This window comes from Prochlorococcus sp. MIT2308, from assembly GCF_059772345.1.
Genome location: NZ_CM186283.1, coordinates 1,553,472 through 1,567,043, shown reverse-complemented (window position 1 = coordinate 1,567,043; position 13,572 = coordinate 1,553,472). Strand labels below are relative to the sequence as shown.

The 13,572-nt window shown below is 35.6% G+C and carries 17 protein-coding genes; 11 read left to right on the top strand and 6 right to left on the bottom strand.

Annotation, left to right across the window (positions count from 1 at the left end):
• Positions 1-4: 4 nt before the first annotated feature.
• Both cysC and AC6EIW_RS08970 read right to left on the bottom strand, forming a co-directional pair.
• Positions 5-640 (bottom strand): adenylyl-sulfate kinase, encoded by a 636-nt coding sequence (gene cysC, locus AC6EIW_RS08975; RefSeq protein ID WP_498520310.1) that lies wholly within the window; start codon positions 638-640, stop codon positions 5-7.
• A 52-nt stretch (positions 641-692) separates the two neighbouring features.
• Positions 693-1,016 carry a translation initiation factor gene (locus AC6EIW_RS08970; protein WP_498520309.1) on the bottom strand — a complete coding sequence of 108 codons (324 nt, stop codon included), beginning with the start codon at positions 1,014-1,016 and terminating at the stop codon, positions 693-695.
• A 39-nt stretch (positions 1,017-1,055) separates the two neighbouring features.
• On the opposite strand from AC6EIW_RS08970, the gene trpB reads away from it, so the two are divergent.
• Positions 1,056-2,309, top strand: coding sequence for a tryptophan synthase subunit beta (gene trpB / locus AC6EIW_RS08965; protein ID WP_498520308.1), 1,254 nt, complete (start codon positions 1,056-1,058; stop codon positions 2,307-2,309).
• Positions 2,310-2,322: 13 nt separating this feature from the next.
• On the opposite strand, the gene AC6EIW_RS08960 is transcribed toward trpB, so the two are convergent.
• A complete protein-coding gene (locus AC6EIW_RS08960) occupies positions 2,323-2,679 on the bottom strand; it encodes a rhodanese-like domain-containing protein (protein ID WP_498520307.1) in 357 nt (118 codons plus the stop codon).
• A gap of 77 nt (positions 2,680-2,756) precedes the next feature.
• On the opposite strand from AC6EIW_RS08960, the gene AC6EIW_RS08955 reads away from it, so the two are divergent.
• The 9 genes from AC6EIW_RS08955 (at position 2,757) to AC6EIW_RS08915 (ending at position 10,188) form a co-directional block, all read left to right on the top strand.
• Positions 2,757-4,343, top strand: coding sequence for a DUF3352 domain-containing protein (locus AC6EIW_RS08955; protein ID WP_498520306.1), 1,587 nt, complete (start codon positions 2,757-2,759; stop codon positions 4,341-4,343).
• Positions 4,344-4,482: 139 nt separating this feature from the next.
• Entirely contained in the window at positions 4,483-5,610 is a 1,128-nt protein-coding gene (locus AC6EIW_RS08950; protein ID WP_498520305.1) for a citrate synthase, read from the top strand.
• A 73-nt stretch (positions 5,611-5,683) separates the two neighbouring features.
• The gene (gene nuoH, locus AC6EIW_RS08945; protein ID WP_498462050.1) at positions 5,684-6,802 is read left to right on the top strand and encodes an NADH-quinone oxidoreductase subunit NuoH; all 1,119 of its coding nucleotides are present in this window, start codon (positions 5,684-5,686) and stop codon (positions 6,800-6,802) included.
• Between the two features lie 108 nt (positions 6,803-6,910).
• Complete coding sequence (ndhI, locus tag AC6EIW_RS08940; protein ID WP_498520304.1) at positions 6,911-7,564, top strand: NAD(P)H-quinone oxidoreductase subunit I; 654 nt, start codon at positions 6,911-6,913, stop codon at positions 7,562-7,564.
• Positions 7,564-8,166: an NADH-quinone oxidoreductase subunit J gene (locus AC6EIW_RS08935; RefSeq protein WP_498520303.1), complete on the top strand. Its 603-nt coding sequence runs from the start codon at positions 7,564-7,566 to the stop codon at positions 8,164-8,166. The genes ndhI and AC6EIW_RS08935 overlap by 1 nt, the downstream gene beginning before the upstream one ends.
• Before the next feature lie 33 nt (positions 8,167-8,199).
• Complete coding sequence (gene nuoK / locus AC6EIW_RS08930; protein ID WP_498520302.1) at positions 8,200-8,529, top strand: NADH-quinone oxidoreductase subunit NuoK; 330 nt, start codon at positions 8,200-8,202, stop codon at positions 8,527-8,529.
• 9 nt (positions 8,530-8,538) lie between these two features.
• Entirely contained in the window at positions 8,539-9,444 is a 906-nt protein-coding gene (locus tag AC6EIW_RS08925; RefSeq protein ID WP_498520301.1) for an NAD(+) kinase, read from the top strand.
• Between the two features lie 6 nt (positions 9,445-9,450).
• The gene (locus tag AC6EIW_RS08920) at positions 9,451-9,951 is read left to right on the top strand and encodes a CYTH domain-containing protein (protein ID WP_498520300.1); all 501 of its coding nucleotides are present in this window, start codon (positions 9,451-9,453) and stop codon (positions 9,949-9,951) included.
• 87 nt (positions 9,952-10,038) lie between these two features.
• Positions 10,039-10,188, top strand: a complete 150-nt coding sequence (locus AC6EIW_RS08915) for a hypothetical protein (protein ID WP_498520299.1) — start codon at positions 10,039-10,041, stop codon at positions 10,186-10,188.
• A 5-nt stretch (positions 10,189-10,193) separates the two neighbouring features.
• On the opposite strand, the gene pedR is transcribed toward AC6EIW_RS08915, so the two are convergent.
• On the bottom strand, positions 10,194-10,466 hold the full coding sequence (pedR, locus tag AC6EIW_RS08910) for a photosynthetic electron transport-dependent transcriptional regulator PedR (RefSeq protein ID WP_498462044.1): 273 nt from the start codon (positions 10,464-10,466) through the stop codon (positions 10,194-10,196).
• Between the two features lie 84 nt (positions 10,467-10,550).
• Here pedR and AC6EIW_RS08905 point away from each other — a divergent pair, with 84 nt between their 5' ends.
• Positions 10,551-11,432, top strand: coding sequence for a methylenetetrahydrofolate reductase (locus AC6EIW_RS08905; RefSeq protein ID WP_498520298.1), 882 nt, complete (start codon positions 10,551-10,553; stop codon positions 11,430-11,432).
• Here the strand turns inward: AC6EIW_RS08905 and AC6EIW_RS08900 are convergent.
• A complete protein-coding gene (locus AC6EIW_RS08900; protein WP_498520297.1) occupies positions 11,425-12,603 on the bottom strand; it encodes a sugar phosphate nucleotidyltransferase in 1,179 nt (392 codons plus the stop codon). The two genes, AC6EIW_RS08905 and AC6EIW_RS08900, sit on opposite strands and share 8 nt — an antisense overlap.
• Before the next feature lie 56 nt (positions 12,604-12,659).
• On the bottom strand, positions 12,660-13,553 hold the full coding sequence (locus AC6EIW_RS08895) for a segregation/condensation protein A (protein ID WP_498520296.1): 894 nt from the start codon (positions 13,551-13,553) through the stop codon (positions 12,660-12,662).
• Between the last annotated feature and the right edge of the window lie 19 nt (positions 13,554-13,572).

Sequence of the window (13,572 nt, the reverse complement as noted above, 5' to 3'; positions counted from 1 at the left end):
TTCACTAAGAGATTTTTGAAATAATCTTTTTATCAACAAGAAAATTAGTAACTATATCTACACATTTATCAATCTCTAGATTTCCAGTATCAATTTTCAATTCTGGAGACTGAGGCTCTTCATAAGGACTTGATATTCCAGTAAAATCCTTAATTTCTCCATTTCTTGCCTTGGCATAAAGTCCTTTTGTATCTCTTGTTTCACAAACCCCTAAATCAGCTGAACAATATATTTCTATAAAATCATCTTTTCCAACTAATGATCTTGCATTATTTCGATCAACTCTAAATGGTGATACAAATGCTGTTAATACAATTATCCCAGCATCAAGAAAAAGTTTAGAGACTTCGCCAATTCTTCTAATATTTTCTTCTCTATCAAAATCAGAAAATCCTAGATCTTTGCATAAACCATGTCTAATGTTGTCTCCATCTAAAACATAAGTTGAATAACAATTTTTATGTAGAGCTACATTTACTGCATTAGCTAGTGTGCTTTTCCCAGAACCAGATAGACCCGTAAACCAAAGTATTGCACTGCGATGCCCTCTTTGCTGAGATATTGCATCTCTATCAACTGAAGATTGGTGCCAAACTATATTGGTGGCCTTTGATAGAGGTCTTTGAGAGTTTTGTTCCATGAATTCAGACTAATTGTTTACTATTCTCCATGTTGATCGACACAGTTTATTGTCAGCCTCCACTCTGTTTTGGTCTAAAACCCTCCTTAAAAAGAAAATCTTGAGCTTTTGAAATTTGATCTCCTTGTAACTCTAAAAAATCACCTTTCAAAGCTCCTCCTGTTCCGCAAGCTATTTTCAAATTCTTAAGAATTTCTTTTGCCTCTACTGGATTTAATTCCAGTCCTTTAATGACAGTCACAAGTTTTCCCTTCTTTCCATATCGAGTTCTTTCTAGACGAACTTGTCGCTTTCCTTTAGGAGTAACACTATTTTGAGTGTCATTCCCTATTGTCTTAAGAGGGTCATTAAATTCACGCCAGCCACCTTTGGACATTTTCTTACTTTTTGGCTGGTAACTATTTCTTAATTTAAGGTGACAGGTACACTCCCAACTCAATTTAAAGATTCGGATTTATCTCCATTAACAAGGCCAAATGCTTTTGGTCGATTTGGTAAGTACGGGGGACAATATGTTCCTGAAACTTTAATACCTGCCCTTATTGAATTAGAGCAAGCTGCTAAAGAAGCATGGAAGGATTCTTCATTCAATTCAGAATTGAATCATTTACTCAAAACTTACGTAGGAAGATCCACTCCTCTTTATGAAGCTACAAGATTAACTGAACATTACAGAAAAAATACCTTTAAAGGACCACGAATTTGGCTTAAGAGAGAAGATTTAAATCACACAGGTGCTCACAAAATAAATAATGCACTTGGGCAAGCTCTTCTTGCGATACGGATGGGAAAAAAAAGAATTATTGCTGAAACTGGAGCTGGTCAGCATGGAGTTGCAACTGCGACAGTCTGCGCTCGTTTTGGATTGGAATGCATTATCTATATGGGCAAAGAAGATATGAGAAGACAAGCCTTAAACGTTTTCCGAATGCAATTGCTTGGAGCTTCAGTGAAGCCAGTAACAACTGGAACTGCAACATTAAAAGATGCAACCAGCGAAGCTATTCGAGATTGGGTTACTAATGTTGAAAATACTCACTATATTCTCGGTTCCGTTGCGGGCCCACATCCATATCCAATGTTGGTCAGAGATTTTCACGCAGTTATTGGGGAAGAAACAAAGCAACAATGCATACAAGCTTTTGGGAGGTCTCCTGATGTTCTTTTAGCTTGTGTTGGTGGCGGATCGAATGCGATGGGTCTTTTCCATTCTTTTGTTGAAGACAAAAGTGTGCGAATGATTGGAGTTGAAGCTGCAGGAGATGGAGTCGACACTGGTCGACATGCAGCGACAATTACCGAAGGAAGAATAGGAGTGCTTCATGGAGCCATGAGTCTCTTACTCCAAGACAAAGATGGGCAAGTTGAGGAAGCTCATTCTATAAGCGCAGGTCTTGATTATCCAGGAGTTGGACCGGAGCATAGTTATTTAAAAGAAATTGGACGTGCGGAATATGCAGCTGTTTCTGACACTGAAGCCATAGAAGCTCTGCAATTAGTTAGTAAATTGGAAGGTATTATTCCTGCACTAGAGACCGCTCATGCATTTGCCTATCTTGAAAAACTTTGCCCAACTCTCAGTCATAATTCTGAAGTTGTGATTAACTGCTCTGGGAGAGGAGATAAAGACGTTAATACAGTTGCTGAAAAGCTAGGATCGAAAATATAAAGTAAAAACCCTATTAATACCTCGGAATAGATTTATCAACATCAGTACTCCAAGCATCAATTCCCCCAACAAGATTCCAAACACTACTCGTTATCTCATTTTCTAAAAGCCAAATACCAAAATTTAGACTTCTCACACCTGCATGGCAGACAACGAGAACAGGCCTATCCTTAGGTAACATTGAACCTATTTCAGCTGACCAGTTTGAAGCCTTACTCAAAGGAAGATGTAATACTGAAAATGAAAATGAAGCAATAGCTATTTCATTATCCTCCCTCACATCTACAATAAATGGTTTTTCAGAAGAATCATCTTCTAAGATTTTATTTAACTCTTTTGGAGATATATTTAAAGGAATCTTCTGTTTCATATTTTAGATTCTAATTAAAGATTAAACTTTCTGTTATCAAAGTTCAAAAAGTATACAAAGGCTCAAATAATAAAAAAATGAAATTACGTCTATCTCATCTTTTAATATCAGGAATAATAGTTTTATCAATTTTCATAGGTACATTTTTTTGGCGAAATAGTCAGCTCAATCAGAAAACACAGTTAAATGAACAACAATTTAATGCTCCAGTTTCTTCGAAATATATACCAACTCATGCTGATCTGGTTTTTCACTGGAAAATCAATCCAGCTAATCTTCCAAAGCATGTCGAGAATTATCAAGATAAAGTTAGCAAGAGTATTGTTCATAAAAAAACAAGTTTTATTAGAGATTCTTTTTTCAAGTTAATTAGCCTTGATTTTGAAAAAGACCTCTCAAAATTGGTAGGAGACTATGGGAGCTTTGCTGTATTTGGTTTAGATAAACAAGCTGAAAATGATTGGCTTATGGTCTTAGCAATAAAAGAAAATATTAATATCGAAGAAGAATTAGAATCTATATTAGGCTCGAAAAATATTGATGAGAGTATTGGAAAAACCAATAAATTAAGCACTTCAAAAACAGAAATAATTTCAAAAAAACTTTCTTCAAATAAATCAATTTACTTTACAAATAATAAAGATAATCTTTTAATAGCGACCAATCCTAAAATCATATATTCGTCAATAGAAAAATTAGATAAGAATATATTAAATACAAAAAATAAGTATAAGAATATTCAATTAAAGGATAATCTTAAAGACGGGATATTTTTACTAGAAATGTCTCCAAAGAAGATTTTAAATCTAATAGGTGAAGAAGAAAATTTATTCCAGGCAAATGAGATGAATAATATAATATCTTCTATAAATTTAGATAAGAGTAAAATAAATTTAGAAGGAATAATATCTTATGATGTTAAAACTATAATGCCATTTAAAGATATTCAATATAATTTAATTGATATAAAAAAAGAATTTAAATCGTCAAAAGATCTAATAATAGTTGATAATCCTAACCAGTATTTCAGTAAAGATTCTAGTCATCCATATCAAAATCTAATAGCGTCAATTATTAAAGAATCTACAACTTCTAATTATTCTAATCTTTTAAAAAATATTCTTGAAAGCTCTAAAGGAAATTTGATTTGGATAAATGATAAAGACTGGTTCGTTTTGACTAAAAAATCTGATATCAGCAAAACAAATGTAACAGATATTCTAAAAAACGAGAAGTTTTTAAGGTCAAAAATAGATTTTAAAAACAGGACACTAGAGATTTGGTCAAAAATTAGTACAGATGAGAGTGAAAAATATGAGCTAAAAGAAAATATCGAGGCAATTATTGGAGAAGATGAAGAGAGTTACATTTGGAGTCAAAACTTATCATCCATTTCCAATTTTGATAATACAAATTACTTAGAAAATTACTCAGATAATGATCAAAAAATAGAAAAAATTAGCGATTTTAATGATATCCTTAGGATACATTTAGGGGAACAAAAAACTAAGAAAGTTTTAACTAATTTCTATCCATACATCTTATTTAAAACAATGCTAGGGAACAAACTAACTCCTCCTCAGAATATTGATATGTCTGTTGCTGTCCCTGCAATTAATTATCCAGACTTCATTAAAGTTAAAATCGACTTAAAAATTAGTTGATAAAAGTTTAAAGTGCTATATTCAACTTATAGCTTAATTCTATACAATAAAGTTCAAACTGAAGTTTATTTTTTCCAGTTTACCAGAAAAATTATTTTGAGGAGCTAAAGCCATAGATAACGAACAAAAGACAACTAATTTGGTTCTAAAGCCAGGCTTGGAAGGAGTTCCAGTAACCAACTCTGGGATATGCGAAATCAATGGGACAGAAGGAAAGCTGAATTACAGAGGATATCCAATATCTGAGCTAGCCCAAAAAAGTAGTTTTCTAGAAACTGCATTTCTCTTGATATGGGGAGAACTTCCGACTGAAGATGAGCTTCATAAATTTGAAGAGGATGTCCAAATGCATAGACGGGTAAGCTTTCGAATTAGAGATATGCTCAAGTGTTTTCCAGAATCAGGGCATCCTATGGATGCTCTGCAAGCAAGTGCTGCATCTCTCGGTCTCTTTTATTCTCGAAGAGCAATTGATGATCCAAAATATATCTACGACGCAGTCGTGAGGTTGATTGCAAAAATTCCTACTATGGTTGCTGCTTTCGAGCAAATAAGAAAGGGAGATGATCCAATTCAGCCTCAGGATGATTTACCTTATTCATCCAATTTTCTTTACATGCTCACCGAGAGAGAACCAAATCCTCTTGCAGCAAGAGTTTTCGATAGATGTTTAATTATTCATGCCGAGCACAGTCTCAATGCGAGTACGTTTAGCGCAAGAGTAACTGCCAGCACACTAACTGATCCTTACGCTGTCGTAGCTTCTGCCGTTGGGACATTGGCCGGTCCTCTGCATGGAGGGGCCAATGAAGATGTGATAGCAATGTTAGAAGAAATTGGAATACCTGATAAAGCATCATCATTTCTCAATAATGCAATTGAAAAAAAAAGGAAAATTATGGGCTTTGGTCATAGGGAATATCGTGTAAAAGACCCTCGAGCAACAATTTTACAAGCCTTCGCAGAGGAACTTTTCTCGGAATTTGGTAAAGATGAAATGTATGAAGTCGCCAAAGCACTTGAAAAGGAGGCTATTTCAAAACTGGGACCAAAAGGTATATTCCCAAATGTTGACTTTTATTCTGGACTGGTTTATCGAAAGCTTGGTATCCCTCGAGATTTGTTTACTCCAGTTTTTGCAATTTCCAGGGTTGCTGGTTGGTTGGCTCACTGGAGAGAACAACTTGGAGCAAATAGAATTTTTAGACCGTCACAAATTTATGAAGGAGCAAAAATCAGAAATTGGCAGCCTCTTGAGAATAGATAATTTGAAAAATTTTTTTTCGAATTCAAAATTAATTTAAATTACACTAACCTTGTTAATAGATTAAATATCAGAAGTGAACTCAGGTATAGACCTTGAAATGAGTTTTACACAAGGTATTCAAAACCTTGGTTTATCTCATGAATTGGCTCATCTTTTATGGATCCCTCTGCCAATGCTTCTAGTATTGGTGTCAGCCGTCATTGGTGTACTAGTAACAGTTTGGCTGGAGCGAAAAATTTCAGCAGCAGCTCAACAGAGAATCGGGCCTGAGTATGCAGGCGCGCTTGGTATTCTTCAGCCAATGGCAGACGGTTTGAAACTTTTAGTTAAAGAAGACATTATTCCAGCAAGGGCAGACAGCGTTCTTTTCACAGTTGGTCCAATATTAGTTTTAGTTCCAGTAATCCTATCTTGGTTAATTGTTCCTTTTGGTCAAAATCTTTTAATTAGCAACGTAGGCATAGGAATCTTTTTGTGGATTGCCCTGAGTAGTATTCAACCTATTGGTTTATTGATGAGTGGTTACTCTTCCAATAACAAATATTCATTGCTAGGTGGACTAAGGGCTGCTGCTCAATCAATTAGTTATGAAATCCCGCTAGCGCTAGCGGTTTTAGCAATAGTTATGATGAGCAACTCATTGAGTACAGTTGATATAGTTGAACAACAAAATACTGCCGGTTTTCTTAGCTGGAATATATGGCGACAACCAGTGGGTTTTATTATTTTTTGGATCTGTGCATTAGCTGAATGCGAGAGACTACCTTTTGATTTACCTGAAGCAGAAGAAGAACTTGTAGCTGGTTATCAAACTGAGTATGCAGGTATGAAATTTGCTCTGTTTTACTTGGCTGGATACATAAATCTTGTTTTATCTGCTTTACTTGTTTCCGTTCTGTACCTAGGGGGATGGGGTTTCCCAATATCAATCGATTGGTTTTCGTCTTTGATAGGTCTTTCAATTGATAATCCATTAGTTCAAATTATTGCTGCATCTATTGGCATTGTCATGACAATACTCAAAGCTTATTTGCTGGTTTTTTTAGCAATCTTATTGAGATGGACTACCCCAAGAGTTCGAATTGATCAATTACTTGATTTAGGATGGAAATTTCTTTTACCTATTTCATTGGTAAATTTACTTTTCACTGCTTCACTGAAATTGGCATTTCCTTTGACATTTGGGGGATAAAAGAAAAGCGACACAATCACTTATTTTTTAAGTAAAAGTACCTACATTTATTTTAAAAAAACTGTATAATGGTTAATGTAAATAAGGGCCGCCGGCAGAAAGATTAATATGCTTGGTTTCCTTGAAAAAATTGCCGACTACACTAAAGAAGCAGTTAGTGCAGCAAAATATTTAGTCGACGGTCTGGGTGTTACGTTCGACCACATGCGTCGAAGGCCAGTAACGGTTCAATATCCTTACGAAAAGCTAATCCCCTCTGAGCGTTATAGAGGAAGGATTCATTATGAATTTGACAAGTGTATTGCTTGCGAGGTTTGCGTCAGGGTATGTCCAATTAATCTTCCAGTTGTTGATTGGGTAATGAACAAGGAAACCAAGAAAAAAGAATTGAGAAATTATTCTATTGATTTTGGTGCATGTATTTTTTGTGGAAATTGCGTTGAATATTGCCCTACAAATTGTTTGTCAATGACGGAAGAATATGAGCTAGCTGCGTTTGATAGGCATAGCCTTAACTACGATAATGTTGCTCTTGGAAGACTACCAACAAGCGTAACTTCAGATCCTTCAGTTATTCCTCTAAGGGAACTGGCTTATTTGCCCGAGGGAATTATGGATCCCCATGAACTATCTGCAAACCAAAAAAGAGCAGGCAAGCTGCCAGGTCAAATTATAAAAGAACTACAAACACAGAAATCACAAAAAGCAGATAAAAATAATTCGTCCGATGTCGTTCAAAAAAAATTAAATTCTCCTAATTAATGAATATCGCTTATTCAACAGAATTAATTTGCTTTCTAATTCTCAGTGCTGTCATAGTTTCTGGAAGTTTGGCAGTTGTTTTATTAGAAAATATTGTTTACTCAGCATTTTTATTAGGCGGAGTATTTATGGCTGTAGCGGGATTATATCTTTTACTTAATGCTAGTTTTGTCGCTGCGGCTCAAATTCTTGTATATGTTGGAGCTGTAAATGTTTTAATATTATTTGCAATAATGTTAGTTAATAAGAAAGAAAAGTTAAAACCAATTTCAGGACTTAAAACCAGAAAATTGATATCCGGGGGAGTTTGTGGTGGATTATTAATTTTGTTATTGCGCGTTAGCATCACGACGAAATGGAACTTGCCTGGACCACCCTCTATTGGTGAAGAAGCAACTGAAAGAATCGGTGAACATCTATTCACAGATTATTTATTACCTTTCGAACTAGCTTCAATTCTATTATTAATGGCTATGATTGGAGCAATTGTTTTAGCAAGAAGAGATGGCTCAATTTCAAAAGATAATATAAACGAATTTAATAAAGAAAAGTCCTTAATTGATAAGGAAATTCCTCTTCTTTCCGAAAATAGTCTAAAATAAAATAACTGTATATATAATTTTTATTCAATAAAGATGTTAGCAACTTCAATTGTACCAGTACCTCTCCAAGCCTACCTAATAGTTGCTGCGTTCCTCTTCTGTACTGGAGTCTGGGGATTGATAAATAGTAGAAATGCTGTAAGAGTTTTAATGAGTATTGAATTAATGTTAAATGCAGTAAACATAAACCTAATGAGTTTTTCATCCTATATAGACGGATCAATAATTAGAGGACAGGTATTTGCGATTTTTGTTATTACAGTCGCTGCTGCCGAGGCCGCTGTTGGACTAGCAATACTACTTTCATTGTATAGAAATAGAGTTACTATTGATATGGAAAGCTTCAATCTACTCAAATGGTAGATAATATTAATGACAACAAATCTGATCTGGATCTTATATAGATCAGATAGCGATACTGCTTACAAAGAAACCTTAAATTGCAAGAAAATAATTGAAGGTTATGGAAAAAAGGTTTTATTTTCAGAAATAAGTAATGAAACGAATAATGTTAATCAATTATTTTCAAAATCTGAGGATTTACCTGACATCGCTCTTGTTTTAGGAGGTGATGGAACAGTTTTAAAGGCAGCAAGATATTTATCCCCGAGAAACATACCTATTTTAAGTTTCAATGTTGGAGGCAATCTAGGCTTCTTGACCCACGATCGTCGTATATTAAAGCAAGAAAATTTCTGGGAACGCGTCACAAATAATAGGTTTAACGTACAAAAAAGAATGATGCTTGAAGCAAATGTATTTAAAGAAAAAAACAATAAGGAAAGGATACTTAAAAGATCATTTTTTGCTCTAAACGATTTTTATTTTCGATCTTGCACCGATGAAATTGCACCTACTTGCTGTCTTGCGCTAGAAATAGATGGTGAAGGTGTTGACAAATACAAAGGAGATGGTCTTATTTTCTCGACCCCAACGGGCTCCACTGCTTATTCTATGGCAGCAGGGGGGCCAATAATCCACCCTTCCTTGGATGCAATAATCGTAAGCGCCATTTGTCCAATGAGCTTGGCAAGTAGACCGATTGTGGTCCCTCCTGAATCTCAATTAGTAATAAAACCCATCAGAGAAAAAAAGCAAAAAATAAAGTTATGGCTAGATGGATCTGGTGGATGTCTAATTGAAGCTAATGATATATGTTTAATAAAGAAATCGAATCATTCAACATCAATAATAATTTTAGATGAGAATCTTTCTTATTATAAGACAATCACTCAAAAACTTCATTGGGCAAGCAGCCTTAATGAAAGCAATAAATAATAAGTTATGGGAATAGAAATCGAAAGAAGATTCTTAGTTAAGAGTGAAGACTGGAAGTCTAAGGTAATACTAATTCAAGATATTAGTCAAGCCTACTTAAATTCAAGTGTAGATGAATGGGCAACTCGAATAAGGATAATTAATAATAATGAAGCATACATAACTTTAAAGTCCTCTTTAAATAGATTAGTAAATAACGAGTTTGAATATTCAATTCCTATCAAAGATGCTATTGAATTAATAAAATTATCAAAATATAAAATTATAAAAACTCGATATCAGCTAAAAATCAATAATAAAACATGGGTAGTTGATCTATTTGATGGGTCAAATTTCTCTCTAAAAATAGCTGAAATTGAATTAATGTCAGAATCCGAAGAAATCCAAGTGCCCTCGTGGTGTGGCAAGGAGATAACAGGCCTCAAATTACTGAGCAATGCATCTCTTGCAAAAATACCTATTTCAGAATTGTCATTAAAAGATAGGCTGAAAACTAAAGATGAATAGCCAAAGAGCAAACGTTACTTTAGATTGTCTTTATAATTAGCGCTAGTAACAACTAGCAGCCTATGCACTTACTGCAGGAGGCCTAACTTGTTCGGTCTTTATGACAAAGAGGGTATACTTCGCTTTACTTGCACTGACAAGGAAGCTTGCATTGCATATGCAAAGTTATTTAATTTATCTTCAATTGAATTTTCTTTAATGCCACTATTAGAAAGTAATGAGGACGAAAATAATTAGATCTTTTAAGAATCTGTTTCATCTGGCAATGAACAACAATTAAACCCATCCCGGCATATCTTTCCATGATCCATTGCCCAGTTTAATAAAGCCACTCTGTTTTTTGAACCTGTTTTGGTAAACATATTACTCACGTGGTTGTCTACAGTTCTTTTGCTAATTGTCAGTTTTTCAGCAATCTCTTGATTAGTGAGGCCATCTGCAACCAATCCAATAATCTCCATTTCCCTAGCAGAGAGTCCCATGTGGGACGAATTAGAGATTTCTCCTGTAAACATTCCCCTCACTCACAACTCTTTAATTAATACTACTTAGATTAGGGCCTTTAATCACCGATAGTAATTATCTAGTAAAAAATACATGTGAAATCTAAACTTCAAATTCGACTTGAATCTGGCTTATCAGCTATTACTGCTGAAATCATGCCTCCTAGGGGAGGAGATACAGCTTCGGCTATATCAAAAGCCATCAAATTAAATGACTTTGTTCATGGGTTCAATGTTACAGATGGCAGTAGGGCAATCATGCGAATGAGCAGCCTAGCCTTGTGCAAACTGCTTTTAGAGGCAAAACTTGAACCAGTCTTGCAATTATCTTGTAGGGATAGGAATCGAATCGCATTACAAGCTGAACTACTAGGAGCGCACGCTTTAGGGATAAGAAATATCCTCTGTTTAACTGGCGATCCTGTACGGGTAGGAGACCAATCTCAAGCCAAATCAGTACAAGACTTAAACTCAATTGAACTTATCAATCAAGTCACATCACTTAACAAAGGGATAGATCCCGTGTCTGGTTCATTACCCGATGGCCAAACTAATTTGTTCGCTGGAGCCGCTGCGGATCCAAATTGCAGAGGATTCGATGGTTTACGAAGAAGAATAGAACTCAAAAAAAAAGCCGGTGCTAATTTCCTTCAAACTCAAATGGTTATGGACACCAAAGTGCTTGAGAGATTTTGTAAGGAAATAACAGAGCCTATGAAAATACCTGTTTTAGCTGGGGTCTTTCTTCTCAAATCTGCTAAGAATGCTCAATTCATTAATCGTGTAGTCCCAGGAGCATGCATACCCGAATCAATAATTTCCAGACTTGAGCGAGCATCAAACCCTCTTGATGAAGGCATCTCAATTGCTGCTGAGCAAGTAAAAAGTTTCCTAGGAATTGCTCAAGGGGTTCATCTTATGGCAGTTAAAGCAGAGCAACAAATACCGATAATTTTAGAAAGAGCAAATATTAGTTAGAAGAACCAATTAGGTCAGTTCCTAATAATTCAGCCATTGCTTTTTGTTGCGGTGAAGGTTCTACTAAGTCCTGTCTTCGAGCATCAGTTATTAACCAATCTAACGCGGCTTCCTGTAAATCAAAATGATCGCCTTCTTTACCTACACAATATCTACCAAAAACTAACTTCTCTACAAGTTGCACTCCAGGTCCAATGAGTGAATAATCAAATATTATTGAATTGTCAATTGTTGCTCCTTCACAAATACAACAACTCGGACCAATCATAGAAGGACCAATAATAGTTACACCATCTTCAATCCTTGTCATTCCACCAACATATATAGGTCCTTTAACATTAATCTTGTCCCAATTAGCTGCAACATTTAAACCAGTGTAAATCCCTGGTCTTACCTGCTTGCCTGGTATTTCAACCTGTCTAACATCACCTTTAAGAACATTCCTTATTGCTCTCCAATAATCTGGAACTTTACCAATATCAACCCACTCAAAATCCATAGGCAAAGCATAAAAAGATGCCCCCTCTTCTACTAACTTTGGGAACAAATCTGAGCCAATATCAAAGGGTTTTCCAGATGGTATATAATTAAAAATTTCTGGTTCAAATAAATATATTCCTGTATTAATAGTATCTCCTAGTGCATTATCAATAGAAGGTTTTTCTTGAAAGGCTTTAACACGATCTTCCTCATCTGTTACTACTACGCCATAACTACTTACTTGATCTTTTGAAACACGTTTAGTAATCAAACTAGCTAAGGCACCTTTCTCTTTATGTCTTTTTACAGCTTCAGACAAATCCAAATCAATTAGTGCATCTCCGCACAAGACAACAAAAGTATCATCAAAAAATTTTTGAAAGTCTTGAATTTTTTTCAGCCCACCCGCTGACCCTAGTGCGTCACCAATTAATTCTCCATCTTCAATACGGCCTTCAAAGCTGTATGCAATTTCAACTCCAAATCTTTGCCCATCTCGAAAATAATTTTCTATTTCTTCTGCTAAATGAGAAACGTTAACCATAACCTCAGTAAAACCATGCTCCTTAAGGAGTTCCAACAGAAACTCCATTACAGGTTTCTGAAGGATAGGAATCATTGGCTTTGGAATCACATGCGTGATCGGCTGAACTCTGGTACCTTTCCCAGCCGCCAGGATCATCGCCTTCATAAGTGGTCTAACTGAAGCGATACAAGGCCAACATAGAATGCTGCCTCCAAAAAGAGCTAGGCAGCAGCCGGCGAGCCATCTGTCACGTCCAAAGATGCCAAAGGAAGTTGAGCAACCATACCTGGTTCTAAAAGCCTCTTTAGACTTAATGGAGAAAACAAAGAATCCTTTTGATCAATCTCCACCTTGCCTTGGGAACATAAAAACAATAAAGCCCAAAAGACTCCAACTCTATCAGTATCCAAATCCTCTGAAGCTGAATCTTCACTCCACCTCTCAACTAATAATTCAAAATCAACCCAGTGCAAAGCTTGTTCCCAATCGTTAAGAAAAATTGCCAAAGCTGCAGTGGTTTCAGGTAATTTTTCTCGATGAGCAAGAGATGAAACTTGAGCAATAACTTCCCTATCAGTTAATTTTCTCTGTCTTAACTTTCTACGATTATGCAACTCATCATTTTTCAAAGATTCTGCAATGGTCTCAAGCTGGTTTATTAATTCTCCAAGCGTAACTGGCCTTCTAAAAGGTGGAGGAGCAACAGGCCGTCTAAATAGATGTCTTTCTGGACGAGAAGGTAATTGAAAAGTTTCATCTAGCCAACCTTGCTCCCCAAAATCAAATTCTGAATCATCTTGATCATCTATATCAACAGATAATATTTCAGCTTCAAGGACCTCAGCCTTTAAGCCAACTAAGACAGAAGCGGCTAAAAAGGCTTCACTACTCTGAGCAAGATCAACTTCATAACTTCCACCATTTTGACTGAAATGTTCTGAAATCTTTTTTGGAATTTCAATCCGCTGTTTCAGTTGGTCAAGAAACCCATCAATAACAGGAATAACATCTACATCCCATGGATCAATATCACCTCTTTCAGCAGCATCTTGCAAAAGACGAATTGCAAGTCTCGCTCCAGAATCTGCAGTTTGACTTAAAAGATTAACTGGCAAGTAAGACTATGACTCTACA

Bases quoted from the DNA above. Each gene is read 5' to 3' on its own strand.
- cysC (WP_498520310.1), bottom strand. From the start codon at position 640: ATGGAACAAAACTCTCAAAGACCTCTATCAAAGGCCACCAATATAGTT.
- AC6EIW_RS08970 (WP_498520309.1), bottom strand. From the start codon at position 1,016: ATGTCCAAAGGTGGCTGGCGTGAATTTAATGACCCTCTTAAGACAATA.
- AC6EIW_RS08960 (WP_498520307.1), bottom strand. From the start codon at position 2,679: ATGAAACAGAAGATTCCTTTAAATATATCTCCAAAAGAGTTAAATAAA.
- AC6EIW_RS08955 (WP_498520306.1), top strand. From the start codon at position 2,757: ATGAAATTACGTCTATCTCATCTTTTAATATCAGGAATAATAGTTTTA.
- ndhI (WP_498520304.1), top strand. From the start codon at position 6,911: ATGCTTGGTTTCCTTGAAAAAATTGCCGACTACACTAAAGAAGCAGTT.
- AC6EIW_RS08935 (WP_498520303.1), top strand. From the start codon at position 7,564: ATGAATATCGCTTATTCAACAGAATTAATTTGCTTTCTAATTCTCAGT.
- nuoK (WP_498520302.1), top strand. From the start codon at position 8,200: ATGTTAGCAACTTCAATTGTACCAGTACCTCTCCAAGCCTACCTAATA.
- AC6EIW_RS08925 (WP_498520301.1), top strand. From the start codon at position 8,539: ATGACAACAAATCTGATCTGGATCTTATATAGATCAGATAGCGATACT.
- AC6EIW_RS08920 (WP_498520300.1), top strand. From the start codon at position 9,451: ATGGGAATAGAAATCGAAAGAAGATTCTTAGTTAAGAGTGAAGACTGG.
- pedR (WP_498462044.1), bottom strand. From the start codon at position 10,466: ATGTTTACAGGAGAAATCTCTAATTCGTCCCACATGGGACTCTCTGCT.
- AC6EIW_RS08900 (WP_498520297.1), bottom strand. From the start codon at position 12,603: ATGAAGGCGATGATCCTGGCGGCTGGGAAAGGTACCAGAGTTCAGCCG.